The organism is Musicola paradisiaca NCPPB 2511, assembly GCF_000400505.1.
GTDB lineage: Bacteria > Pseudomonadota > Gammaproteobacteria > Enterobacterales > Enterobacteriaceae > Musicola > Musicola paradisiaca.
Genome location: NZ_CM001857.1, coordinates 284649 through 310741 on the forward strand (window position 1 = coordinate 284649; position 26093 = coordinate 310741).

The window sequence follows — 26093 nt, forward strand, 5'->3', positions numbered from 1 at the left end:
ATTCTCAATAAATCATTTTGCAACAATGGCCCAGCCGTTTTATCGCCGCATGTTTCTTTCGATTGCGCAAAAGAAAACGCTTTACAGGTGCGAATGATAATGATTATTATTGTCATGCGTTCCGGGAAAGCCCAATGACCTCGTATTATTCGACTCGTCGCGGTTTTGCTGTGAAGGCACGACATTGCTCACATTGCTTCCAGTATTACTTAGCCAGCTCGGGTGCTGGCTTTTTTTTATCTTTTATTTTGTGGAAACTGGTTTCCCTATAATGCCATTTTGTTTCCTTAATGGCGTAGGGACCGGCAGAGTAATACAGGGTGGCGGCCTGCCATGGTGCTGCATCTTCTTCGTGTTTTTTGAACAGAGCGGTGAGTTTTTTCGCCTTTCTTATTTGTCCGCTGCCGCTAGACTAAAAAAACATTTAGAGGAGCAAGTTATGATCTATTTACGTCAGGCCAATGATCGCGGGCATGCCAATCATGGTTGGCTGGATAGCTGGCACACGTTCTCGTTTGCCGACTATTACGATCCTGATTTTATGGGTTTTTCCGCGCTGAGGGTCATCAACGAAGACTGGATTGAAGCCGGTCAGGGGTTTGGCACTCATCCCCATCGCGACATGGAAATTTTGACCTATGTGCTGGAAGGCGCGGTGGAACATCAGGACAGTATGGGCAATAAGGAACAGGTTCCTGCGGGTGAATTCCAGATCATGAGCGCCGGCACCGGTATTCGTCATTCCGAATACAACGCCCGTCAGGACAGTGTGCTGCATCTTTACCAGATCTGGATCATTCCGGAACAAACCGGGTTGACGCCGCGTTATGAACAACGTCGCTTCGATGCGCTGGAAGGCCGCCAGTTGGTGCTGTCGCCGGATGCTCGCGACGGCTCGCTAAAAGTGTTCCAGGACATGACGCTGTGGCGTTGGGCGCTGAAGCCGCAGGAGCAGGCCGAGTACCGGATCGAGAGCGGGCGCCACGTCTGGATCCAGGTAGTGCGCGGTAGTATCGAGGTCGGCGGTCAGCATGCTGTAACCAGCGATGCGCTGGCGGTATGGGCGGAGGAGGCCATCACTTTGCGCGCCAGCGAGCAGAGTGAAATCCTGCTGTTTGACTTGCCGCCGGTGTAAATCCAAGCCATACGTGTATTCACTTCGAAACATCATTGACCGGGCGGCAACGGCTATTGCTGCCCGGTTTGTCTTTTAGAACAATGTGTTATCTAGAACGATATGTTATCTAGAGCGACGTGTTATCTAGAACGATGTGTTATCGCAGTGGCCTGACCAGCCTGAAGCCGATATCCGATGTGGGAAAGTTGGGGGTGTGCACATCGCATTCCGACACGTTGTTGACTTTCATCAGATAGCTGCCACCGCAGAAATAGTGCATGTTATTGAGCCCCGGCATATGAACGTCATCATCCAGCCATTCCGAGACATTACCGGTCAAATCATACAGCCCCAGTGGGTTGGCGCGTCGGCTACCGACGGGTTGAGTATGAAACTCGGTGGTTTTTTCCGTTGGCATATTGGCGACGGTTTCTGCCGCATTGCTACCTGAAAATCTCTGGCCATATGAACCGTGTTTGAGTCCAATTTCTCCACCACGGGCTGCAACTTGCCATTCATTCAATGTGGGCAAGCGAAAACCGGTAGCATCAGCATCACGGCGAATGTCGCGATTATTATCTGCCGGAGCGGCATTGATAGGGCGCCCATCTGCCCACAGGTAGTTCGGCGTTAAATGGTTCATCACACTGAGTGCGTTGGCAAAAATGATGGCATCCCACCAGGACACGGTCGTCACCGGATGACGGCCATGGTCGGTTTCCGGCGGCAGGCAGTCATCAACGTCCCCGCCGTTACAACCGGGATTAACGCTATAGCCCAACGGTTTGGCCTGAGAGTACACCTGCATATACCGGTTATAGTCGATTTCCGTTGTCGTCATATAAAAAGGGGATAGGGAGGTATTCGCATGACTAGCGAAATCTTTATTACCGAATATCCCCCCCACATAATAGGAACCACCATTGATTTTTATTTCGGCCGGCATGTTGCACCAACCCGTATTTATGAATAATGCCAGCAATGGCAATGAAGTTATTTTCATGGATTTTTTAATAGTCAATATTCCAAGGTATAGGATAGTCCTGTATTTTTGACGCCCCGCCAGCAACGGCTTTTATCGTTGCCTGATATTGCATGCTTCGGATTGCTGAAATAAGGTGGTCAAGCTCAGAAAAAGCGTAATGCATATATTTATTCTTTGCCCAGGTAGAGTGTATACCCGTCATACTTCAAGTTGCAGGTATGTTGGCTGCGCTCGCTCATCCGAATCACTTACCTGAGTAAGCTCGTCGGAATTCGCTCACTTGCCGCCTTCCTGCAACTCGAATTATTTGGGGTATATACCTGGCATCGATAAAATCCTGAATGGTTGCTTTGACTTCGTGTTGATCACCACCCCATACCGGGGGAGATATCAGCATCCACACATTAAAATACAGTACAGAAAAAGGCCGTATTTTTGAAAATTTCATCAGCAGAATCATAGGATTGTTCGGTTTTTACCGTTTTGTCGATATACCAGCTATAAGGCGGAACACCCGGATCTTCATGGTTTTCCATAATGGCATAACGCTTCAATTCAATACGTTGGCGATCACTGGGGTCATCGCCGATTTTTAAGGCTGTCACCAGGCGAATACCTTGAGGAAAACGATAAAGGCGATAGTCGAATACTTTGGTGCGTGATGCGGCAATGCTGTAGTCAAACCAAATAAATACCTGGCTGTCGGGTACGGGGATAATACTGTAGCTATCTGCATCATGAATATAAAAACTCAAGCCTTGATGAGGGTGAGATGTGTTGTTATCAAATGTCGCGATAATAGCCAAATCTTTTTTCTGGTGACTGATGAGATCGAGGTAATTTACTCCCGGAACGAGTTTGATTTCTGTCGGGCATTGCGCCGATGCCTTAGCGCTGATGGTTATGATTAATGTCATAACAAGCGGAAATAACTTCAGATGCATACATATTTACCGTGAATTTTTTATCAGTATATTTTTATTTTATTGCCATACCCATCGATTCATAAGTATAAGCGCGCGTTATTTCATATTTCTTCCTATTCCGGCCTTTTATTCCTCTCGTTGGAGAGATCTTCAGATAGCGGAAGTTGCAGGGCAAAGAGTATTCGAACGCTCGTAACCCTGCGATTGAATGGGCCCTGAGTGCTGATATCCGTACCGGGCCGTCATGCGTGGCAACGTCTTGAGGGTGGGCATATATCCAGGTTTGCGCACCGATGGTGCATCTCCGTCACAAAATGGTGCGTAATCAGCTATCGCGTTTCATCGGAATGGCGGCCGCTGCGCGATTCTTCTCCATGGCATACATTTTGCTAGTTCCATTAAACGGAACTTGATCTCAAAATATGGTGCGTGTATTAAAGAGAGAGCTGCCACACAACGGATAATGATCGACGCAGCCGGTACCTGAACGCTTTTGCTCGCCAACACCAGGAGAATGAATGTGAATCAGTTGTCATCATCAGACGTGAACGCCGGATCGCACACCGGTGCGCATCCTCGCGCTTTTGCACCCGGCACCTTATTGCTGTTGTTGGCGCTTAGCATCTTTGGGGCGATTGTCGGCGTACAGTTGCTGACTACGCTAGGCGTCACGCCCAATACGTCGATTATCGGCGCCATGATGGCGATGATTGTGGCCCGTATTCCGTTGCAGAGCATGGCGCGCTTCCGCTCCGTACATATCCAGAATTTGGCGCAGAGCGCCACCTCCGCCGCGACGTTCGGCGCCGCCAATTCACTGTTGCTGCCGATCGCCATTCCCTGGTTGTTCGGGCGCCAGGACTTGGTGATGCCGATGTTTTTCGGCGTCGCGCTGGCGATGCTGCTGGACGGCTACATGCTGTATCGCCTGTTTAACACCCGTATCTTCCCCGCCGAAGGCGCCTGGCCGCCGGGGATCGCGGTGGCGGAATCCATCAAGGCCGGCGACAAAGGGGGCCGTCAGGCAGGGCTGTTGGGTATCGGCATCGCCATCGGCGTGTTCGGCGCCTGGTTGAAGTTCCCCATTGCTGCGTTAGGGACGGCCTTTATCGGCAACATCTGGGCGCTGGCGATGTTGGGTATCGGTTTCCTGCTGCGCGGTTATTCCCTGCCGCTGCTGGGCGTGGACATCAACCAGCACTACATTCCGCACGGCATCATGGCCGGCGCAGGCGTGGTGGCGTTATTCCAGATTATCAAACTGATGCGTAATCGCGACGGCGGCGGCAGCGCCGTTAACCAGACGCAGACACAGGCGCTGTCTGCTTCTCAGGGCGAGGCCATCGGCAAAACCATGCGGTTGGGGGCGGTGGGGTTTATCGTCATCTCCGCGTTGATCGCGCTTGGCAGTGGTCTGTTCAGCCAAATGTCGCTGCCCTGGATCCTGGCTTTCGTACTGTATGCCGCCCTTGCCGCGTTTCTGCATGAGGTGATTGTCGGGCTGGCGGCGATGCACTCCGGCTGGTTCCCGGCCTTTGCGGTCGCGCTGATCACGCTGCTGATCGGGATTCTGATCGGCTTTCCGCCCGAAGCGCTGGTGATGCTGTGCGGATTTTCCGCCGCCACCGGCCCGGCGTTCGCCGATATGGGGTATGACCTAAAGGCCGGTTTCATCCTGCGCGGCCGGGACAGCGTCAGCCGGTTTGAACTGGAAGGCCGCAAACAGCAGTTGTTGGCGGCGCTGCTGGCTTTCGTGGTCGCCATTCCGGTGGTGTTCTTTATTTATCGTGAATATTTCTCGGCCGGGCTGGTGCCGCCGGTCGCCAAGGTGTACGTCGCCGCCATTCAGGCCGGCGTCTCGCCGGATATCGCCAAATCACTGTTGCTGTGGGCGATCCCGGGCGCATTGATTCAACTGATTGGCGGCCCTGGCCGCCAGATGGGCGTGCTGCTGGCGACGGGGCTGTTAATCAACAACCCGCTGGCCGGTTGGGCGGTGATGATCGGCATCCTGATTCGGGTGGTGGTGCTGCGGGTCAAAGGCGACGCGGCACGCAACCTGATGGAGGTACTGGCCGCGGGGTTGATCGCCGGCGATGCGCTGTTCAGTTTCTTCAACTCGATGTTGTCGCCGGGCCGCAAAAAATAGTTTTCAGGTCTGCCACGGACAGACATCAGACGTTGTTCATCAGAGAGAATCATTATGAGTTTACATCAGACGTTAAAGGTTTTTGAGTTACTGGACAGCGCTTACGCCAGCGGAGAAACCGTTCGGCAGTTGTTCAGCGCTTACGACAAGGTGGATGTCGCGGTGACGGAAATTGCCGGGCCCAAGGGAAAAACCGATTTTGTCAAAATCGTGATTCCGGGTGCGCAGGGCAAACGTCAGGGGGGAACCGCTCCCACGCTGGGCGTCGTCGGGCGTTTGGGCGGTATCGGCGCTCGTCCGGGACGCCTCGGCATCGTATCCGACGGCGACGGCGCGGTGGCGGCGGTGGCGACCGCGCTCAAGCTGGCGGAGATGCAGAAACAAGGGGATACGCTAACCGGCGATGTGATCGTAACGACCCACATCTGCCCGGATGCGCCCACACGCCCGCATGAGCCGGTGGATTTTATGGATTCGCCGGTGGAAACCGAAACCATGAACGAGCAGGAAGTGTCGGAAGAGATGGATGCGGTGCTGTCTATCGATACCACCAAGGGCAACCGCATCATCAACCATAAAGGCTTCGCGCTGTCGCCCACCGTCAAACAGGGCTACATCCTGCGTATCTCCGAAGACCTGCTGCAAATTATGGAAATGACCACCGGCCAGTTGCCGGTCACGTTTCCCATCACTACGCAGGACATCACGCCTTACGGCAATGGCGTCTATCACCTGAACAGCATCCTGCAACCGTCGATCGCGACCACCGCGCCGGTTGTGGGTGTGGCGATCACCAGCGTCAGCGCCGTACCGGGTTGCGGCACCGGCGCCAGTCATGAGGTGGACATCGCTGCGGCCAGCCGGTTTGCAGTCGAAGTCGCGAAGGCCTTCACCCGCGGCAACTGCCAGTTCTACTCTCGTGAAGAGTATGCGCGTCTGGTGCAGCTTTACGGCGCCATGTCCCATCTGCAATTACGGCAGCCGGCGGGGGCATGACATGAGCGGTATCCGACTGGCGACGCTGACCATCGGTCAGGCGCCGCGTGCCGATATCACGCCGATACTGGAAGCCGCGTTGCCGGAAGGGGTCAGCTGCCGGCATGCGGGCGTACTCGACGGTCTGGGTATCGATGACATTGAACGCCGTTTTGCACCGGTGGCCGGTGAGGCGGTATTGACATCGCGCTTGCTGGACGGGCAGGCGGTAGTCATGGGCAAGACGGCGGTGAAACACGCGGTGCAGGACAAGATCGACCTGCTTGAACAGGAGGGCTGCCAGATTATCGCCCTGCTGTGTACCGGCGAATTTCATGGCCTAACGACTCAGGGCGCCTGGCTTATCGAGCCGGATCACCTTCTGCCGCCGACGCTGGGTGCGCTGGTGGCGGGGCGTCGCGTCGGCGTGATGGTGCCGTTGGCGGAACAGGTGAGCAGCGAACAGCAGAAATGGCGCGGGCTGCGGCAGTCGCCGGTCTTTGCCGTCGCCTCGCCCTATACCGCGACGGAACATGAGATTGCCGATGCTGCCCGTTCATTGCAGCAGCAGGGCGCGGACGTGATCGTCATGGACTGTATGGGATTTACCGGATGGCATCGCAATGCGGCGCACCGGCAGACGAACTTGCCGGTGGTGCTGTCTAACGGGTTGCTGGCGGCGTTGCTCGCCGCCTTGTTGTAAGCGCGCCGCCGGGCGCAGGAGAGAAGTATGGAACTGTTATTGCTCAGTAATTCGTCATTGCCCGACCAACCGTACCTGCAACATGCCGTTGAGCCGATCGGCCAACAGCTCGCCGGCCGGCGTAAGGTGCTGTTTGTGCCGTTCGCCGGGGTGACGCAGTCCTGGGATGCGTATACCGACAAGGTACGGCAGGCGTTGTCCGCGCTTGAGCTGGACATCGTCGGGATCCACACCGTCGAGGATCCGCTGGCGGCGGTGCAATCCGCCGAGGCGATTATGGTGGGCGGCGGTAACACCTTTGTGCTGCTGAAACAGTGCCGGGAGCGGCATCTGCTTGGGGCTATCCGTCGTCGGGTGCAGCAGGGCGCGCCATACATCGGCTGGAGCGCGGGGGCCAACCTGGCGTGTCCATCGATTCGCACCACCAACGACATGCCGATCGCCGATCCCGGCGGGTTTGACGCGCTGGATCTATTGGCGTGGCAGATCAACCCGCATTTCACCAATGCGCTGCCGGCCGGTCATCAGGGCGAAACGCGCGAACAACGCATCCGGGAATTACTGTGCGTGGAGCCGGCGCTGAGTGTGATAGGTCTGCCGGAGGGCAACTGGATTCAGGTATCCGGCGAGCACGCCTATCTGGCGGGGCCGAACCCGACATGGCTGTTCCGTGCCGGACAAGCGGCGCAGCCATTGCCGACGGGGCTGTTGACGCTGGGCTGAAGCATGAGCATCACGGCACTGACGGGGTGCGTTTATCGTCGTTTTCGAGTCGCAGTTTTTTGAATCATCGTCTTTTTAACGCATTGTTTTTGAATAGTTATTTTTGAATCGTAGTGTGACGTTACCTTTGCTCCGAAAGCCGCCCTTGGCGGGAGTAGCCTCCGGGTTACTGCATGTTGTTCTCTTTTGCCCCGCGGCAAGGATCGTGTCGAGCCGGCGCGGCGCGGAGGGAGTGAGGCGTTAGCCTCTCCTGTGTGAGCTCCTTTCGCGCCCTGCCGGCGAGTACGATGCCGGCGGGGCTTTTTTTTCGCCACCGCTATTCCACCGCATAGCCCGGCAAACTCTCCCGCATTTTTTCGCCACCGCGAATGTCCTTATGCCGCGCGCATCAGCCTGATGGCATGGGAAAACACCGGGTGCCGGAGGCGGTGTTTCATCCACCGCCGCCCGTGTGCTCCGGCGTACAACCCGCGTGCGTGGGGACATGTCTCGGGGTGTCCTCCCCGAGAAAGGGGAGGGAGAACGGATGAAACAGGATCAGGCGGCGGAATCCGAAGGCGTGTGTGCGTCGACGTCATACCGATGGCAGGCCACGCGACGGCCGTCGTCCAGCGTGATATCCGGTACCGGCGACAGGCAACGGGGGCTGGCGTGATCGCAGCGGGCGTAAAACGCGCAGCCCTGATGGCCGGCGGGCGGCATGACGAGGTCGCCGTCCGGTTGCGGCGGGCGGGGTTTTTTATGGCGCGGGCTGTCGGCGGGAATGGCGGAGAACAGCAACCGGGTGTAGGGATGTTTCGGATCCTGATAGACGGTTTCACAGTCGCCGATTTCCACAATGCGCCCCAGGTACATCACCGCGATACGGTCGCTGATGTACCGCACCACGCTGAGGTCATGCGAGACGAACAGGTAAGTGAGCCCCAACTCGCTCTGCAGTTTTTTCAGCAGATTGAGGATCTGCGCCTGAATGGAGACGTCCAGCGCGGATACCGATTCATCGCAGATGATGATTTCCGGGCGCAATGCGATGGCGCGGGCGATATTCAGCCGCTGGCGCTGGCCGCCGGAGAATTCGTGCGGGTACTTGTTCAGCGCGCTGTCGTCCAGCCCGATCAGCGCCAGTAATTCGACCACCGCCTGCCGGACTTGCGCCCGCGAGAGTTCAGGGCGGTGAATTTCAAACGGTTCCGACAGCAGAGTGTTGACGTTATGGCGTGGATTGAGCGACGAAAACGGATCCTGAAATACCATCTGCAACTGGCGCGTTATCTGCTGCCGGTCGGCGCGCTCACCCTGATGGACATCGCGATCGTGAAAGCGTACCTGCCCGGCGCTGGGGTTGAGCAGGCCGATGATCATCCGGGCGGTGGTGGATTTCCCGCAGCCGGATTCCCCAACGATGCCGAGCGTTTCGCCCCGGTACAGGCTGAAGGAGACGTTATCCACCGCCGTGACGGTATGGGTGGCGGTACCCAGCCAGCCGCCGGTGTGGGTGCGGAAGGTTTTTTTCAGCCCGATGACGTCCAGGATTTTCTCTTTGCTCATGGGTGTTTCTCTTCAACCAGAAAACAGGCGACCTGATGCCCGTGGGTCGGCGAAACCAGCGTCGGCGCCGACTGGCGGCACTCCGCTACGGCGTAGGTGCAGCGCGCGGCGAACTGGCAGCCCGGCAGGCGACGGAACAGATCCGGCGGGTTGCCTTCGATGGGCGTCAACGGCTGGCCGAGGCGGGTCAGCGTCGGGCGTGAATTCATCAACCCCAGCGTGTAGGGATGTGCAGGCGCGGTGAACAGGGTATCCACGTCGGAATACTCGACGCAGGCACCGGCGTACATCACCAATACCCGGTGGCACAGTTCCGCCACCACGCCCAGATCATGGGTAATCATGATGATGCCGATACCCAGCGTTTCGTTCAGTTCCCGCAACAGGGCCAGAATTTGCGCCTGAATAGTGACATCCACCGCGGTGGTGGGCTCGTCGGCGATCAACAGACGCGGTTTGGTGCACAGCGCCATGGCGATCATCACCCGCTGGCACATGCCGCCGGACAGCTCGTGCGGGTACTGCTTCATGCGCCGTTCCGGTTCAGTCAGTCGCACTTGCTTGAGCAGCGCGAGCGCTTCCTGAAATGCGTCGGCACGGCTGATGGAGCGATGCGCCCGCAGGGTTTCGATAATCTGCTCGCCAATGGTGTAGCAAGGGTCGAGCGACGACATCGGATCCTGAAAAATCATTGCGATGTCTTTGCCGCGCAGGGCACGCATTTGCGCGGCGGACAGCGTTCTCAGATCGAGGCCGTTAAATAGAATTTGCGATTGCGCGCCCAGCGCGGCTTGTGCCGGCAGCAAACCCATCACGCTGAGTGCGGTTACGCTCTTGCCGGAGCCGGATTCGCCGACAATCGCCAGAATCTCGCCCGGTTGCAGCGACAGGCTCAGGCCGTCGATCACCCGGGCGGCGCGTTTGCCGGTGGTGAAATCGACCGTCAGGTTACGTATCTCCAGCAGCGGCGTCATGGTTATTTCCGCCGTTGATCGAATTCGGCTTTGACGTCGGCCAACAGCGCAGGGTCGGTCATCATTTGCAGTCCGCTGGCGGCCATCACTTTGGCGGCGTCGATCACTGCGCGGTCGCCGGTTGCCGAACCGGCCGCCTTGGCGAACGACAGCGTGTGGGTCGCGCCCGCTTCTTTACCGATGCCGATGTAGGACTGCACCGCCGGTATTTCGTGGGTGACGTTGGCCATATCGGTGGAGCCGATGCCTTGCGTCAGATCACGCGGAATGTGTGGTACGCCGAAAGCGTCGAAGTGGCTGGCGACCAGCGACACGATGCGTTTGTTGTTACGGATTTCTTTGGTGCCGAGACCGATCTGGGTGATGGCGACCTCGGTATCCGTCGCCAGCGCCGCGCCTTTGGCGCAGTTGTGCACTTTTTCGATCACCGTTTTCAGGGTTTCGCCGTCCAGCGCCCGCAGGTTGAACAGCGCTTTGGCGCTGGCCGGGATGATGTTGGAGGCCACGCCGCCTTCGGTGATGATGCCGTTGATTCGGCAGAAATCGCGCACATGCAGGCGCAGGGCGTTGACCGCATTGAACATTTCAATCACCCCGGACAGGGCGTTGCGGCCTTCCCACGGGTAGGCGGCGGCGTGCGCCGGGCTGCCGGTGAAGTGATATTCGAAGGTGTAGTTGGCAAAGGAGATGTCGTCGGCCATGGCGGTATCGGACGGGTGCATCAGCATGGCGGCGTCCACCCCGGCGAACAGGCCGGCGTCGATCATGCGGATTTTGCCGATGCCTATCTCCTCGGCGGGCGTGCCGTAGACTTTCACCGTGCCGGACAGATTGCGCTGTTCCATGATCTGTTTGGTGATGAGGCCCGCGCCGACGCCGGCGGTACCGATGATGTTGTGGCCGCAGGCGTGGCCGATACCCGGCAGCGCGTCATATTCGGACAGATAGGCGATGGTCGGGCCGGCGCCGGTGCTGAATTCCGCCACGAACGAGGTGTCCATGCCGGCGAGCCCGGTGGTGACGGAAAACCCGTATTTGCGCAGCAGCTCGACCAGCGTGGCCTGCGCTTTCGTCTCTTCCAGCCCCAGTTCCGGGTTGGCGTGGATAAAGTGGGCGGCGTTAATCAGGTCGTCGCTCAGGGTTGTTGCGATGGTGTTGATGGAGTCGATCACTCTGGGCCTCATTATTTTTTCAGTTTGGGGTCGAGGGCTTCACGGAACCCGTCGCCCACCAGGTTGAACGCCAGTACGGTAATCAGAATGGCGAACCCGGCGGTGAGGGTCATGGTGGAGTCAATGCGTAAAAATTCCTGGCCGTCGCGCAGCATGTTGCCCCAGGTGGCGGTGGGGGGCTGGATGCCGAGGCCGAGGAAGCTGAGCGCCGCTTCCGACAGAATGGCGCCGGCGATACTCATGGTGCCGTAGACGATCAGCGGCGCGATGGTGTTGGGCAGAATATGGCGGAAGATGATGCGCGCATGCCCGGCGCCGAGGGTGCGCACCACGTCGATGTAGCTCTCTTTTTTGATCGCCAACGCTTCACCGCGAATGATGCGGGCGAAATTGGGGACGTTGACGATGGAGATGGCGATGATCAGGTTGATGATGCCGTCGCCCAGCACCGTCATCAGCGCGATGGCCAGCAGCACCGACGGAAACGCGAACAGCGCATCCATCAGCCGCATGATGGCGCTATCCACCCACCCGCCGAAATGACCGGCGACCAGGCCGAGTACCGTGCCGAGCAACCCGCCGATGGCGATGGCGACAAAGGCGATGAGAATGGAGATACGTGAGCCGTAGATCAGCCGGCTGAGAATGTCGCGGCCGTAGTTGTCGGTACCGAGCGGCGAGCCGGGGGTGCCGAGTTTTTTGAGCGAAAAACCCAGGTTCATCTGGTTCGGGTCGTGCGGCGCCAGCCAGGGCGCCAGCAACGCCATCAGCACGATGGCGATAATGACGATCAGGCCGGCGAGCGCCATACGGTTGCGGCAGAAGCGTTGCAATACGTCCATCAGGCGTCCCCCCGCGGATTATTGAGGCCGATTTTGGGGTTCACCACCACGTACAGCAGATCGACGCAGGTATTGACCACCACGAAGATCAGCGCGGTGAACATAATGGTGCCCTGCACCACCATGAAGTCGCGTTTTTCAATCGAACTGATGATAAGCCGCCCCATGCCCGGCCAGGCGAAGATGGTTTCCGTCAGTACCGCACCGCTGAGCAGGGTAGAAATCTGGATGCCCAACACGGTGAGGATCGGGTTGAAGGCGTTGCGAAATGCGTGCTTGCCGATGACGGAAAACTCGGACAGCCCCTTGGCGCGCGCGGTACGGATGTAAGGGGCGTTGATCACTTCCAGCATGGCGGTGCGGGTGATGCGCACGAATGTCGCCATCGGCACGGTGGAAAGCGCCACGCCGGGCAGGATCAGGTGACCCAGCACATCCATAAAACCGTCGTCCCAGTCGCCCATGCCGGTGGCGGGCAACCAGGCCAGCCGCACGGAGAACAACAGTACCAACAGCAGCCCCAGCCAGAACACCGGCATGGATACGCCGATCAGCGCAAACAGTACGCTAGCGTAGTCGAACAGGCTGTGCTGGCGCACGGCGGAAATAATGCCCGCCGGGATAGCGACCAGCAGCGCCAGCGTTAATGCAAAACCGCCGAGCAGCAAGGTATTGGGCAGGCGTTCCAGGATCAGGTTGATCACGCTGTCGCCGTAGTAGATGGAATACCCCAGGTCGCCGCGCAGCAGGTCGCGCAGGAACAGCAGATATTGCGTCAGCAGCGAACGGTCGAGCCCCAGTTTGACCCGCAGCTCGTGCACCGCCTCCACGCTGGCCTGCGGCCCGAGCATGATGGTCGCCGGATCGCCCGGAATAATCCGGGTGATCAGGAACACGACCGTCGCCACCAGAAACAGCACTACGATCGTCTGCAGTATGCGATTGGCCAGAAAACGGATCATAGTGTCTGTTCCATCCTTACTTGTTTACCGTGACATGGGTGTCAGGGGTGGCGATGCGCAGCAGGCCGTCGGGCGAAACCTGATACCCTTGCACCTTGCGGCTGACGCCGTTCACGAAGTCTTTCGTCCACAGTTCGACGCGCGGAGAGTCCGCCAGCACTTTCTGTTGAACCTGCTGGTAAAGGGCGCGGCGTTCCTGTTGATCGCTGCTTTTACCCACCGCCGCCGTCAACAGGGTGTCTACATCAGGATTGCTGTAGCCCTGGCCGTTGCCGAGCGAACCGATTTGCTTGCTGCTGAACATCTGGTACAGGAAGAAATCCGGATCCGGGTACCAGGACCAGCTCAGGTTGTAGAAGGTCGGCTGGCCTTTGGTGACGGACTCGCTGAATGAACCCCATTCCATACTTTTGATCGACAAATCAATGCCGATGCTCTTGAGCTGCTGCTGCATGATGGTGGCGGCCTTGATGCGATCCGGATCCTGCGGCGTCACCAGCGTGGCCTGGAAGCCGTTGGCGTAACCGGCTTCCGCCATCAGTTTTTTCGCCCCTTCCAGATCCTGCGCCATCGCCGTGCTGTTTGCATCGTCCCAGTAACCCCAGGAGCTTTTCGGCAACGGCGAGTAGGAGCGCGTGCCGCCTCCCCATTGGAAGATGCCGCTGACGATATCGTTCACGTTGACGGCTTTGAGGATCGCCTGGCGCACGCGCACATCCTTGGTCGGGCCGTCTTTCAGGTTCATGGCGCTGAAGGTGATGTTCATGCCGGGCACCGACAACAGGCGGGTTTTGTCATTGTCCTGCACGGTTTTGCGGTTCGGGCCGTCGATGTTGCTGGCGATGTCGATTTCACCGGTCAGCAGCGCGTTGGTCATCATGTTGAGGTCGGGAATGAATTTCCACACCACCTTGTTGAGCTTGACGTCGTGATCGAAATACTTGTCGAAGCGGGCCAGCGAGATTTTCTCGTCCTTATTCCATTCTTTCAGTAAGAACGGCCCGGTGCCGACCGGATGCAGGCCGAAGCCGTCACCCTGACCGGTGACTTCTTCCTGCGGCACGATGGCGTTGCCGATGTCGGTCAGTACCGCCAGGAAGGCTGCATTCGGCTGGCTGAGGGTGACTTTTACCTGTGTAGGGGAGAGCACCTGTACGTCCTGAACCATGCGGGCGCGTTTCATCACCGACTCTTTGGCGGAGCGCAGCAGGCTGTAACGCACGTCTTCCGCCGTCATTTTGCGGCCCGGCTGGAATTTGCCCGGCTGGAAGTAAACATCGTCACGCAGCGTGAAGGTGTACTCTTTCAAATCCGGACTGACCTGCCACTGGGTCGCCAGGCCGGGAATGATGCTCTTGAGGTCTTTGTCGTAATACACCAGCGTGTTGAAAATGTTCATCATCACGTCGGATTCATAGGTACCGGTGTATTTGACCGGATCCAGCGTTCTGGGCACCGCTTCCAGACCGATGTTCAGGTTCTGGCTGGCGGCATAGCTGGTGTTGCCCAGAGTCAACAACGTGGTGGAAGCAACCCCGGCGATCAACATCAAAAGACGTTTGTTCATTTAACCTCCCGTGTGGTTAAGGTAGTGAATGTCGTGTCGGTTGCCGACGATGCGGCAGTAGCGATAGCGGGAAATGAACAGCGGTATGTGCCGACAGGGGCGCGACACGAGCCGGTAATGGTGCAGTGCGCCGGTGTATCATGACCTGTTTGCAGATACTGGGCTCCATTCCCGCGTGTTCCATTTAATGGAACCTTGTTCTATTTTTTATGTAGATAAACATAAGGCCGCGAATAAAAATGCGTCAAGACATTTTTACCGGCTTCAGTAACTATTTTATTACTATTCAAGTGGTTGCACTGTATTGTGGCGTTTTTTGCACCATTGCTGTGCGCGAGGGGTCACGACAGCGCAGGGTGTGATCGCGGTAACAGAAAATCGAGCGCCGGGGAGCAAATCACGATGGCGTGTTTTCCTATCGGAACCGATTACGTGATATAACCTGCGATCACTGAAAACGCCGGTGTCAGGTGTGATGTGGGGGAGCGAACGTGATCCCCGGTAGGGGCATTTTCCCCTGGCGTTCCTGGTATTTCCCCGCCAGTTTTCCTTGTCACCGGCTCAAGGGACATCGCCTGGCTTCAGGTTCTTATTGATGAGACATGCATGAGCATACTAAATAGCGCGGCGGCCGTATTGCAGTTGATGAGCCGTCTGAAGCGTAGCGTGACGGTCAGCGATGTGGTGGAACACCTCGGCTATCCGAAAAGTACGGCATCCCGGTTACTCAAACAGTTGTCGGAAACCGGTTTTCTGGATCGTGATAGCCGCACGCTGGCGTATCAGCCCAGCCTGCTGCTGCTGGAAGTGACCTATCTGGTGCGCCACAACTCCAACCTGAGTGATCACATCGAGCAGGTGTTGCAGCGTCTGTGTCAGCAGACCGGGCACACCGGCTATATTTCTATGCTCAGCGGCCACGATGTGCTGGTGTTGCGGGTGGTGCCCGGCGTACATGCGCTGCGGGTGATTACCCATCCGGGCACCCGATCGCCCGCCTGGGGAACCTCTACCGGACGCGCGCTGTTGGCGTATCTGCCCGAGAGCGAGCTGGCGCGCCAGTATCGCCCGGTGCTGGCGCCGGAAAAAGCGGCGGCCATGTCGTTCGCCGCGCTGGAAGAGAAGGTGAGAGTGATCGCCCAGCGTCAGTGGGCGTCGGCGGTGGATGAATCGGTGCCGGGTGCGGCGTCGGTCAGTTGTGCGGTCAGCGACCCACATAGCGGTGAAACCCTGGCGTTTTGCCTGACATTCCCCTCTTCCATTGCCGATGAGCAGGAGATCGCCAACCTGGCTGAATTGGTCAGCCAGGCCGCCAGGCAGGTGGGCAAAACCGTCGGCGATCCCCGTTGGCTGACGGGAGATTATGTGGCTGAGTAGCTGTTCAGGCTGAATCGGTTGTGCCCATGGCGGCCATTCGGCCTCGGATTTGTTGATCCATTTCTCGGAATGGGGATAGGGCCGGCTGAGCCGGTCGTTTTTTTGGTTAACATGACCCCTTTGGGAAAGACAGGAAGATCAACGGAAGATGAAAAAGAAGAGACCCGTACTGCAAGACGTCGCCGACCGTGTGGGCGTCACCAAGATGACGGTCAGCCGTTATCTGCGTGACCCTGCGCTGGTGTCGGCGGCGTTGCAAGGCAAAATTGCCGCTGCGCTGGACGAGCTGGGTTATATCCCCAACCGAGCGCCGCATATTCTGGCCAATGATACCAGCCGGGCCATCGGTATTTTGTTGCCGTCGCTGACCAACCAGGTGTTCGCCGAAGTGTTGCGCGGCATCGAACGGGTGACGGAAGCGCGCGGGTATCAGACCATGCTGGCGCACTACGGTTATCTGCCGGAAATGGAAGAAAAGCGTCTGATGTCATTGCTATCCTTCCATATTGACGGTCTGATTTTGGCGGAGCGTCGGCATACGGCGCGTACCCGCCAGATGATCGCCGTGGCGGGCATCCCGGTGGTGGAGCTGATGGACTCGGTATCGCCCTGCCTGGATATGGCGGTGGGGTTTGACAACGTCGCCGCCGCCCGGCATATGACGGAACACATGATCGCCAGCGGCCGCCGCCATGTGGTGTATCTGGGCGCGCGATTGGACGAGCGCACGCTGATGAAGCAGCAAGGCTACGAGCAGGCGATGCAGGCGGCGGGGCTGCGCTGCCATAGCGTGATGATCGAAAACCCGTCGTCTTATACCATCGGGGGCGATCTGTTCCGTCGCGCCAGAGTGGAATATCCAGCGATGGACAGCGTGTTTTGTACCAATGACGATTTGGCGATCGGCGCGATGTTCGAGTGTCAACGTCAGGGGATCCGGGTGCCGGAGGAGATCGGTATCGCCGGTTTCCATGGCCACGATATCGGCCAGGTGACGGTTCCGCGATTGACCAGCATACTGACGCCGCGCGAGCGCATCGGCGAAACCGGGGCGACCCAGCTACTGGCGCGCTTGAACGGTGAAACGGTGGAACACCCGATCGTGGATGTGGGGTTCTCCATTCAGCAGGGCGAAAGCCTGTAAGCGGCAGTTCCCGTCCAGTTTGATGCCGGGCGGTGGAACATCAATAAACAGCGGGGCGTTCCTCAGGGAAGCGCCCCGCTGTTTTTGGGGCCGGTCATGGCGTTCAGGCGCTCCCGTTTCGTGACGGCGCGGAGCACAGGGTTATGCCGACTGGCGCGCCTGATACGCCTGCAGTGCGGCCACGCAGTGTTCCACCACCTGATCCAGTGAGCCGTCGATACTGACGCTGAGCACGTCGGCTTCATCGGTTCCCGGTTCTTCCAGCGCGTCGAACTGGCTTTTCAGCAGTTCGGTCGGCATGAAGTGCCCGGCTCGTGCCTGATGACGTTGCAGCACCAGCTCGAAGCTGCCATTCAGGTGGATGAATACCATGCCTTCGTTATCGGCGCGCAGCAGGTCGCGATAGCGTTTTTTCAATGCGGAACAGACGATAATGCCGGTTTCGTTCTTGTGGTACAGGCTGTAAGCGGCGTCGTTCAGGCGTTGCAGCCAGGGGGCGCGATCGTCGTCGTTCAATGGCTGGCCGCCGGCCATTTTCTGGATATTGGCGCGTGGGTGCAGGTCGTCCCCGTCAATGAATTTCGCGCCGATTCTCTTGGCTAACCCCGCGCCCACGCTAGATTTTCCGCTGCCGGATACGCCCATCAGAATAATGCTCTGTCCTGACATAATTTGATCTCTATCGCAAAGTGTAAATTAAGTGCGTCTTACTGGTATCGAATTTTAACATGTTACCGGTATCATGATACCCGTAACATCATGAGTCGTGACGCTTATCACAAGGAACTTTCCCTGAACGCCACGTCTATAACGATCTGTAGCGGGACGTTTCCCATAAGACCGGGATCGCTCGTGAAAGAACAGCAATAAGCTCCTCATCCGACCTCTGTTTCCCAACAGCGGGCGGTGAGGCATTACCGGAGAACGTTATGCCATTGGTTATTGTCGCAGTGGGCGTCGCATTGCTGCTGGTGCTGATGATTCGCTTCAAACTGAACGGGTTTATCGCCCTGATTCTGGTCGCGCTGGCGGTCGGCGTCATGCAGGGGATGCCGGTCAACAAGGTTATTGCCTCCATCAAGAGCGGTGTCGGCGGCACCCTGGGTAGCCTGGCGCTGATCATGGGGTTCGGCGCCATGCTGGGGAAAATGCTGGCCGACTGCGGCGGCGCCCAGCGTATCGCCACCACGTTGATCGACCGTTTCGGTCGTAAACATATTCAGTGGGCGATTGTACTGACCGGGTTCACCGTCGGTTTCGCCCTGTTCTACGAAGTGGGGTTCGTACTGCTGCTGCCGCTGGTGTTCAGCATCGTGGCTTCCGCCCGTATTCCACTGCTGTACGCCGGGGTACCGATGGCCGCCGCGCTGTCCGTCACCCACGGTTTCCTGCCGCCGCACCCAGGGCCGACCGCCATCGCTTCCCTGTTCCATGCCGATATGGGTAAAACCCTGCTGTACGGTACGCTGCTGGGGATCCCGACGGTGATTCTGGCCGGCCCGGTTTATGCCCGTTTTCTGAAGAAGATCGACAAGCCGGTACCGGAAGGTTTGTATAACCCGAAACAGTTCACCGAAGAGGAAATGCCGAGTTTTAGCATCAGCGTGTTCACCGCGCTGGTACCGGTACTGCTGATGGCGTTGCGCGCCGTGGCGGAAATGGTGTTGCCGAAAGGCCATGCCTTCCTGGCTTACGCCGAATTCTTCGGCGACCCGGTGATGGCTACCCTGATCGCGGTACTGATCGCCATTTTCACCTTCGGGTTGAACCGCGGCCGCTCGATGGATGAAGTGATGTCCACCATTACCGACTCCATCAAAATCATCGCCATGATGCTGCTGATCCTCGGCGGCGGCGGCGCCTTTAAACAGGTGCTGGTGGACAGTGGCGTGGATAAATACATCGCCGGGATGATGCACGACAGCGGCGTTTCACCGCTGCTGTTGGGCTGGCTGATTGCCGCCGTGCTGCGTCTGGCGCTGGGTTCCGCCACCGTGGCGGCGCTGACCGCCGGCGGCATCGTCGCGCCGATCATCGCCACCAGCGGTGTCAGCCCGGAACTGATGGTGATCGCGGTCGGCTCCGGCAGCGTGATCTTCTCTCACGTTAACGACCCCGGTTTCTGGCTGTTCAAGGAGTATTTCAACCTGACCATCGGCGAAACGCTGAAATCCTGGTCGGCGCTGGAAACCATCATCGCCGTGTGCGGCCTGGTCGGCTGTTTGCTGTTAGGCATGGTGGTGTAATCGGGCATGGCCTGAAGTGACACGCCGCCTTCTCAATGAAGGCGGCGTTGATGTCCACATCTTCCGGGCCGTCAGCATCATCCCCGCACTCGGCGGGGAAGCGCTATAACTTCAGATAGGCCCGAATGCCGTCCAGAAACATTTGGGTGGAAATCATCACCAGTACCAGCCCCATCAGACGTTCCAGCGCGTTGACGCCTTTGTCTCCCAGCAGTCGCAGAAACAGGTTCGACAACAGCAATACCGTGATCGTAATCGCCCAGGCGATGAACAGCGCCAGCGTCAGGTGCGGCAACTGATTGGGATACTGGTGGGAGAGTAGCATCAACGCCGCCAGAATCGACGGCCCGGCCACCATCGGGATCGCCAGCGGCACCAGAAAGGGTTCGTCCCCGGCGGGCAAACCGCTGGTAAAGCCTTCCTGCGAAGGGAAAATCATGCGAATGGCGATCAGGAACAGTACGATGCCGCCGGAGATGGAGACGGTCTCCGTGCGCAGGTTCAGGAACGCCAGGATCTTTTCCCCCGCGAACAGAAATACCAGCATCACGGCCAATGCGATAATCATCTCGCGAATCAGCACCTTACGTCGCCGTTTGGGATCCAGGTGCTTCAGCACGGACATGAATATCGGCAGGTTGCCGAGAGGATCCATAATCAGTAGCAACAGTACGGTTGCCGAGATCATTTCCGTCATGATGGGGGTGCGCTCCTATTAGGCTTACTGCTGAAAAGGCCCGTGGCATCGAATAAATTCACTTGCGACTTCTGATACATTTTGTAAGGTTGAACGTCATCACTTTAAAGTATGTTTACTGTCGGCAACGGCAGTCAGGCTTCATTTTCGTCACCTCCAGGCAGGACAGTTACCATGAAAAATGTTGGTTTTATCGGCTGGCGCGGTATGGTCGGTTCAGTGCTCATGCAGCGTATGGTGGAAGAGCGCGATTTCGATCTCATTCGCCCGGTATTTTTCTCCACCTCTCAGCACGGTCAGCCAGCGCCGACGCTGGGCGGGCACCAGGGCGTGCTGCATGATGCCTACAATCTTGAGGCGTTACGCGCGCTGGATATCATCATTACCTGTCAGGGTGGCGATTATACCAACGAAATTTACCCGAAGCTGCGTGAAAGTGGCTGGCAGGGGTACTGGATCGACGCAGCATCGTCTCTGCGTATGAAGGATGACGCGATTATCATCCTCGACCCGGTGAACCTCGGCGTGATCAAGTCAGGTCTGGATAACGGCATCAAAACCTTTGTCGGCGGCAACTGCACCGTCAGCCTGATGCTGATGTCGTTGGGCGGTCTGTTCGCCAACGATCTGGTGGAGTGGGCGTCCGTCGCTACCTATCAGGCGGCTTCCGGTGCCGGTGCGCGCAACATGCGCGAACTGCTGGTACAGATGGGGCAGTTGAATGCCGAGGTCGCGAGCGAGCTCAGCGATCCGGCTTCCGCGATTCTGGATATCGAACGTAAGGTGACGGCGCTATCACGCGGCGGTCTGGCGGTGGAAAACTTCGGCGTTCCGCTGGCGGGCAGCCTGATCCCCTGGATCGACAAACAACTGGAAAACGGCCAGAGCCGCGAAGAGTGGAAAGGCCAGGCGGAAACCAACAAGATTCTGAACACCGCCAGCACCATTCCCGTCGACGGTCTGTGTGTTCGTATCGGCGCGCTGCGCTGCCACAGCCAGGCGTTTACGCTGAAATTGAAGAAAGACGTGTCGATTCCGGAAATCGAGCAGATGCTGGCGACCCACAATGACTGGGTGAAAGTGGTGCCGAATGACCGTGAAATCACCATGCGCGAACTGACTCCGGCTGCGGTGACTGGCACGCTGTCTACCCCGGTGGGCCGTCTGCGTAAACTGAATATGGGGCCGCAGTATCTGTCGGCGTTCACCGTGGGCGACCAGTTGCTGTGGGGCGCGGCTGAACCGCTGCGCCGTATGTTGCGCATCCTGTTGTAACGGATGTGTTGTAACGGATATTGTGTGTCGCTGATGGCGCCGCCCCTAAGGGCGGCGCCATTTTTTTATCGCAATGCCGTCATCGCCGTTGCGGATCAAAATACATGTTCGGTTTGCCAGCTGACCCTACCTGCCAGTTGTTCTTCGATTTGCGATGCATTATGGGGTTCGATAAATGCCGGGATGACGGTTTGCGCATGGGTCAGATTCGCCAGCATCAACTGATCCGACAAACGGGGATGCACATTCCACGGTAGCCAGCGCGCTCGCCCGGCTTGTAGCATCATCATGGCGGGCGAGCTATAGGGAATTTGCCCGCTGAAGATGAAATGGAAGCGATCAGCCTGGGAGCGTAGCGCGGCGGATAGCCCGCTGCTGGCGGTGCCGTCGCTACAGATGATCACGTCGTCCGGGCGGTAGGGCCGGGCGCTTTGGTGCGACAGCAGGTGATGAAGGTACTGTCGCAGGTAGGGGATTTGGCTGTCGATGAGCAGTTTGATTTCCTGCTGAACCTGTGAACACAGACGCGGCACGACGCCGTATTCCATCAGGTAGAGCGCCATATCCGGCGCGCGTCCCCAGCCGGGAACGCCGATCAGCGCGCCGTCGCGGCATGCCTGTAGCATGATGGCTTTTTGTTCCGCCAGTGACTGGGCGCGGTCGCCGTAGGAGGCATCCGTAATCAGCAATGCGGCTTCCGGCGGCAGGTCGAACGGAAACAGCGAGGATTCGGTGCTCCAGTCGCCGGTGTAGGTCAGGCCGCCGCCCGCGACGACATGCATCCAGATACCGCCGGGGGAGTGACCGCTACGCCCGGTGATCATCAACACCGGCCCGATTTCACAGCGGCCGTGTTCCGGCAGGATACGGCGATCCTCCTCGGCTACCCATGTCGCTGGAATTTGCCGCCAGACCCGCTCGGTGGCGTACACCGGCGGATAACCCCACGCTTCGCGCAGTATCAGGCCGCCGCAGTGATCGATATGCGCATGGCTCAGACAGATGGCGTCCGGCGGAGGTAATTCACCGATATCGGGAAGCTGCCCTGGCCGCGGTCCCTCTCCCAGATCCAACATTAAACGGAAGCCGTCGACTTCTACCATGAATGCGGCGGGACTTTTTCCCCCTACTCCGCTGACGGCGATCAGGGTTGGCATAATGTGTCTCCTTTCACGATGGCATAACTCCACCTGGCGTGTGCCGGTCAATAATAAAATAACACTCAAGGGGCGTACCGATGTCGACAGTTGTCCGGTTTTGTTCACTGTGCGGCGATGCCTCCCGGTGTAGGAAAGATAATCAGCGATGCAACGATGTTAACCTGTGAGAAAGCCGACAGAATCCGGTATTTCTGCGGGCAACATGGTAATAAACCAGCATCATATGTCGTTTTGAGACGCTATCGGCCAACATCTTCCGCAGATTATCGGCAGCGAGTGGCAGAAAGTTGATGAAATTGTTCTCAGGACAGCCCGGACGGGGTGCGGCATAATGTCGGGCGAGTGCTAACCAGACAAGGGCGCGGGTTTCTTTTTTGCGAGGGGTGTGATGCAACGACTGACAATCTCCATGGACGATCAACTGGCCGCCGATTTTGATGACCTGATGGCGCGCAAAGGGTACGCCAACCGTTCGGAAGCGTTCCGCGATATGCTGCGTCGCGAGTTGGGTGAAATGACGGTGGCGTCGGATCGCAATGGCGAATGCGTAGCGGTACTGAGCTATGTCTACGACCACCACGAACGTCAATTGTCCAGCCGGCTGGCGGGCATGCAGCACGATCATCACAGCCTGACCGTTTCCACTATGCATACCCATCTGAGCCATGACGAATGCGTGGAGACGGTGATTCTGCGCGGCCAAACCTGGCAAGTGGAACAGTTCGCCGAGCAGGTGATCGCCGAGACGGGCGTGCGCCACGGCAGGTTGAACCTGATCCCGCTATACCTCGAATAAACCGCGCCGCAGCGGGGCGACTTCATACGATGAACGGCAAAGCCGCCAGGCGTCGGCTCGGGGCCCGGCCAGCCGAAGCGTGAAGAATATCGTTAGACGTTTTGTGACGAATGCACGTCCTGTTATTACCTCAGATCAAGGAAGTATGAAATTTTCCAAAAACTTCATACGAAAGGGTTAACCGGTATCCGGCTATTTGTTATAAGTCGGCAGGAATTCCCCTCTTCCTTCAGATTTTGTTGCATCTTTCTCCTGCGGGCAGAGGCTCGTGCCGCACCAGGCACAGCGCGATCGCGCCGTTTGCCGTTCCCTGATTTCACTTGTCCCGGACGGATTGCCGCGATCTTGAATGTATCGCTATTCGACAGAAAGGATATGTGTGTGAGTCAGCTTGCCATCGAGAATGACCAGCCGTTGCTGGATGACGTTCAACGCTACTGGCGCGGCCGCGCCGCCGACTACAGCCAGATCAATATTGGCGAGCTGGCTATGCCTAAACGCGCCGTCTGGTTGGCGAAGATACTTGAACAGGCGCCGCAAAAACCGGTGTTGCGGGTGTTGGATATCGGCACCGGGCCGGGTTTTTTCGCGGTGACGCTGGCGCTGGCGGGGCATCGTGTGACGGCGGTGGACGTCACGCAAGCGATGCTCGATCAAGCTCGCGCTAACGCCGCGCATTATCGGACGACGATCGATTTTGTGCACAGCGACGTGCACGCATTGCCGTTTGCGGACAACGGTTTCGATCTGGTGGTTTCCCGCAACGTGACCTGGAATCTGACCGACCCGCAACGGGCTTATCAGGAGTGGCGGCGAGTATTGGCGCCGGGCGGGCGACTGATCAACTTTGACGCTAACTGGTATCTGCAACTGTTCGATGCATCCAGCCGGCGCGGTTATCTGGCGGATCGCGCCAATGCCCGCGAACAGGGGCTGGACGATCACTACGTCAATACCGACACCCAGGCGATGGAGGCGATCGCCCGGCAATTACCGCTCAGCCGGGAACAGCGCCCGGCATGGGATTCAGCCGCGCTGCTGGCATGTGGTTTTCGCCGGATTTGGCTGGAAACTGACGTCGGTGACGCGCTGTGGGACGAAACGGAGAAAGTGAATTACGCCTCGACGCCGATGTTTATGGTTTGTGCTGAAAAATAGGGAGCAGGCAATGACATTGACCCGCTGGTTATTGGTGTTGCTGTTGGCGGCGTTGGCGTTGTACGGCGTCAGCGCGCTGGCGACGCCGACGGACAATATACTGAATTACGCCAGTACCAAGGATATCCGCGATATCAATCCCCACCTGTACGGCGGCGAAATGGCGGCGCAGAACATGGTGTTCGAGCCGCTGGTGATCAATACCGATCAGGGGGTGAAACCCTGGCTGGCGCAGCGTTGGGATATCTCGCCCGACGGCCTGCACTACCGTTTTTATCTGCGTCCGGGGGTGACGTTCAGCGACGGCGAGCCGTTCAACGCGCAGGCGGTTAAGCTCAACATCGACGCGGTGCTGGCCAATTTGCCGCGCCACGCCTGGCTGGAACTGGCGCGACAGATCGACCAGGTCAGCGTGGTGGACGCATTGACGCTGGATATCACGCTGAAAAATCCCTACTACCCGACGCTGATTGAGTTGGGGTTGACGCGGCCGTTCCGTTTCCTCTCGCCGCGCTGCTTTAATCACGGTCAGACCAAAGACGGCGTGCGCTGTTATGCAGGCACCGGCCCCTGGCTGTTGGCGCAGCATGTGACACAGCAATACGCCCGTTTTGACGCCAACCCGCATTACTGGGGGGCGAAGCCGGCGCTGGCCGGCGTGGAGTGGCGGGTGATCCCGGATGGACAAAGCCTGTTGCTGGCGCTGCGTAAAGGCGATATCCAGCTGATTTTCGGCGCCGACGGCGACATGTTGGACGGCGATAACTTTGCCGCATTGCAGGCTTCCGGCCAGTTTCGCACCGCCATCAGTGAACCGGTAGCATCGCGGGCGTTGGTGCTGAACAGCAGTCGTCCGATTGTTGCGGATCAACGCCTGCGCCAGGCATTGCAATACGCGGTAGATAAAGAAGCCATCGCCCAGGGCGTGATGGCGGGCGGCGAAAGCGTGGCGCAGACGCTGCTGGCGCGTTCGGTGCCTTACGCCGATATCCCTGACTTGCCGGTTTACGCTTATGATCCGGCACGAGCGGCGGCGTTGCTCGATGAGGCGGGGTGGCGTCGCGAGGGCAACGGCATTCGCAGTAAACAGGGGATGCCGCTGCGGCTGGTGTTTTCCTACAACAGCAACAATGCCAACGAACGGGCGATCGCCGAAGTGATCCAGAGCCAGTTCCGGCAGGTCGGCGTCGAGCTGGTGCTGCTGGGCGAGGAGAAACAGGCGTATCTGGATCGGCAAAAATCCGGCGATTTCGACCTGCAGTATTCGCTGTCGTGGGGCAAACCCTATGACCCGCAATCCTACGTTTCATCATTCCGCATTCCGGCGCACGCCGATTATCAGGGGCAGAAAGGGTTGCCGGATAAAGCGGAGATCGACCGTATGATCGGCGACGTATTGATTGCTCACGATGAGAACGCGCGGCGGGCACTGTATCGCCAGATCCTGACCCGGCTGGCGCAGGAGGCGGTATATATTCCGCTCACCTATTCCCGTACCCGGGCGGTGTTCAACCAGACGCTGCAAGGCGTTGCCTTTAATCCGTCGCAGTATGAAATTCCGTTCGAAAACATGTCGTTCCAGCGATAACGGCACGCG

General features: G+C 58.1%; 23 protein-coding genes. 12 read left to right on the top strand and 11 right to left on the bottom strand.

Annotation, left to right across the window (positions count from 1 at the left end):
• Positions 1–439 precede the first annotated feature (439 nt).
• Positions 440–1135: a pirin family protein gene (locus DPA2511_RS01315; protein WP_012763891.1), complete on the top strand. Its 696-nt coding sequence runs from the start codon at positions 440–442 to the stop codon at positions 1133–1135.
• A gap of 139 nt (positions 1136–1274) precedes the next feature.
• On the opposite strand, the gene DPA2511_RS01320 is transcribed toward DPA2511_RS01315, so the two are convergent.
• Positions 1275–2186: an SUMF1/EgtB/PvdO family nonheme iron enzyme gene (locus DPA2511_RS01320; RefSeq protein WP_226376620.1), complete on the bottom strand. Its 912-nt coding sequence runs from the start codon at positions 2184–2186 to the stop codon at positions 1275–1277.
• Positions 2187–2506: 320 nt separating this feature from the next.
• A complete protein-coding gene (locus tag DPA2511_RS01325) occupies positions 2507–3046 on the bottom strand; it encodes a carbapenem self-resistance protein CarG family protein (RefSeq protein ID WP_012763893.1) in 540 nt (179 codons plus the stop codon).
• Between the two features lie 496 nt (positions 3047–3542).
• Here DPA2511_RS01325 and DPA2511_RS01330 point away from each other — a divergent pair, with 496 nt between their 5' ends.
• The 4 genes from DPA2511_RS01330 to pepE are packed head-to-tail and all read left to right on the top strand — an operon-like array spanning position 3543 to position 7578.
• Positions 3543–5177 carry an OPT/YSL family transporter gene (locus DPA2511_RS01330; protein WP_051122228.1) on the top strand — a complete coding sequence of 545 codons (1635 nt, stop codon included), beginning with the start codon at positions 3543–3545 and terminating at the stop codon, positions 5175–5177.
• 54 nt (positions 5178–5231) lie between these two features.
• On the top strand, positions 5232–6173 hold the full coding sequence (locus DPA2511_RS01335; RefSeq protein WP_012763895.1) for a DUF1177 domain-containing protein: 942 nt from the start codon (positions 5232–5234) through the stop codon (positions 6171–6173).
• A 1-nt stretch (position 6174) separates the two neighbouring features.
• Positions 6175–6855, top strand: coding sequence for an AroM family protein (locus DPA2511_RS01340; protein WP_012763896.1), 681 nt, complete (start codon positions 6175–6177; stop codon positions 6853–6855).
• Positions 6856–6882: 27 nt separating this feature from the next.
• The gene (gene pepE, locus DPA2511_RS01345) at positions 6883–7578 is read left to right on the top strand and encodes a dipeptidase PepE (protein WP_012763897.1); all 696 of its coding nucleotides are present in this window, start codon (positions 6883–6885) and stop codon (positions 7576–7578) included.
• A 537-nt stretch (positions 7579–8115) separates the two neighbouring features.
• Here the strand turns inward: pepE and DPA2511_RS01350 are convergent.
• Genes DPA2511_RS01350 through DPA2511_RS01375 form a run of 6 tightly spaced genes read right to left on the bottom strand, consistent with a single transcriptional unit; the run spans position 8116 to position 14643 of the window.
• Positions 8116–9126, bottom strand: coding sequence for an ABC transporter ATP-binding protein (locus tag DPA2511_RS01350; protein WP_012763898.1), 1011 nt, complete (start codon positions 9124–9126; stop codon positions 8116–8118).
• Complete coding sequence (locus tag DPA2511_RS01355; protein WP_012763899.1) at positions 9123–10100, bottom strand: ABC transporter ATP-binding protein; 978 nt, start codon at positions 10098–10100, stop codon at positions 9123–9125. The genes DPA2511_RS01350 and DPA2511_RS01355 overlap by 4 nt, the downstream gene beginning before the upstream one ends.
• A 2-nt stretch (positions 10101–10102) precedes the next feature.
• The gene (locus DPA2511_RS01360; protein WP_051122229.1) at positions 10103–11284 is read right to left on the bottom strand and encodes a M20 family metallopeptidase; all 1182 of its coding nucleotides are present in this window, start codon (positions 11282–11284) and stop codon (positions 10103–10105) included.
• A complete protein-coding gene (locus tag DPA2511_RS01365) occupies positions 11284–12114 on the bottom strand; it encodes an ABC transporter permease (RefSeq protein ID WP_012763901.1) in 831 nt (276 codons plus the stop codon). The genes DPA2511_RS01360 and DPA2511_RS01365 overlap by 1 nt, the downstream gene beginning before the upstream one ends.
• Positions 12114–13076, bottom strand: a complete 963-nt coding sequence (locus DPA2511_RS01370; RefSeq protein WP_012763902.1) for an ABC transporter permease — start codon at positions 13074–13076, stop codon at positions 12114–12116. Before DPA2511_RS01370 ends, DPA2511_RS01365 begins: the two co-directional genes overlap by 1 nt.
• Positions 13077–13092: 16 nt before the next feature.
• The gene (locus tag DPA2511_RS01375; protein WP_012763903.1) at positions 13093–14643 is read right to left on the bottom strand and encodes an ABC transporter substrate-binding protein; all 1551 of its coding nucleotides are present in this window, start codon (positions 14641–14643) and stop codon (positions 13093–13095) included.
• A 606-nt stretch (positions 14644–15249) separates the two neighbouring features.
• Here DPA2511_RS01375 and DPA2511_RS01380 point away from each other — a divergent pair.
• Positions 15250–16020: an IclR family transcriptional regulator gene (locus DPA2511_RS01380; protein WP_012763904.1), complete on the top strand. Its 771-nt coding sequence runs from the start codon at positions 15250–15252 to the stop codon at positions 16018–16020.
• Positions 16021–16168: 148 nt separating this feature from the next.
• The gene (gene gntR / locus DPA2511_RS01385; RefSeq protein ID WP_012763905.1) at positions 16169–17164 is read left to right on the top strand and encodes a gluconate operon transcriptional repressor GntR; all 996 of its coding nucleotides are present in this window, start codon (positions 16169–16171) and stop codon (positions 17162–17164) included.
• 141 nt (positions 17165–17305) lie between these two features.
• On the opposite strand, the gene DPA2511_RS01390 is transcribed toward gntR, so the two are convergent.
• A complete protein-coding gene (locus tag DPA2511_RS01390) occupies positions 17306–17833 on the bottom strand; it encodes a gluconokinase (RefSeq protein ID WP_012763906.1) in 528 nt (175 codons plus the stop codon).
• Between the two features lie 260 nt (positions 17834–18093).
• Between DPA2511_RS01390 and gntT the strand changes: the two genes are divergently transcribed.
• Positions 18094–19410: a gluconate transporter gene (gene gntT / locus DPA2511_RS01395; RefSeq protein WP_012763907.1), complete on the top strand. Its 1317-nt coding sequence runs from the start codon at positions 18094–18096 to the stop codon at positions 19408–19410.
• A 103-nt stretch (positions 19411–19513) separates the two neighbouring features.
• On the opposite strand, the gene DPA2511_RS01400 is transcribed toward gntT, so the two are convergent.
• Entirely contained in the window at positions 19514–20107 is a 594-nt protein-coding gene (locus tag DPA2511_RS01400) for a YhgN family NAAT transporter (protein ID WP_012763908.1), read from the bottom strand.
• Between the two features lie 174 nt (positions 20108–20281).
• Between DPA2511_RS01400 and asd the strand changes: the two genes are divergently transcribed.
• Positions 20282–21382: an aspartate-semialdehyde dehydrogenase gene (gene asd, locus DPA2511_RS01405; RefSeq protein WP_012763909.1), complete on the top strand. Its 1101-nt coding sequence runs from the start codon at positions 20282–20284 to the stop codon at positions 21380–21382.
• A 95-nt stretch (positions 21383–21477) separates the two neighbouring features.
• Here the strand turns inward: asd and DPA2511_RS01410 are convergent, their stop codons facing one another.
• The gene (locus DPA2511_RS01410) at positions 21478–22539 is read right to left on the bottom strand and encodes an MBL fold metallo-hydrolase (RefSeq protein ID WP_012763910.1); all 1062 of its coding nucleotides are present in this window, start codon (positions 22537–22539) and stop codon (positions 21478–21480) included.
• Positions 22540–22930: 391 nt separating this feature from the next.
• On the opposite strand from DPA2511_RS01410, the gene nikR reads away from it, so the two are divergent.
• The 3 genes from nikR to nikA all read left to right on the top strand — a co-directional run bounded on the left by nikR (position 22931) and on the right by nikA (position 26084).
• Positions 22931–23338 carry a nickel-responsive transcriptional regulator NikR gene (nikR, locus tag DPA2511_RS01415; protein WP_012763911.1) on the top strand — a complete coding sequence of 136 codons (408 nt, stop codon included), beginning with the start codon at positions 22931–22933 and terminating at the stop codon, positions 23336–23338.
• Positions 23339–23713: 375 nt separating this feature from the next.
• Positions 23714–24496: a class I SAM-dependent methyltransferase gene (locus DPA2511_RS01420; protein ID WP_035049292.1), complete on the top strand. Its 783-nt coding sequence runs from the start codon at positions 23714–23716 to the stop codon at positions 24494–24496.
• A gap of 10 nt (positions 24497–24506) precedes the next feature.
• On the top strand, positions 24507–26084 hold the full coding sequence (nikA, locus tag DPA2511_RS01425) for a nickel ABC transporter substrate-binding protein (RefSeq protein ID WP_012763913.1): 1578 nt from the start codon (positions 24507–24509) through the stop codon (positions 26082–26084).
• The last annotated feature ends 9 nt before the right edge of the window (positions 26085–26093 follow it).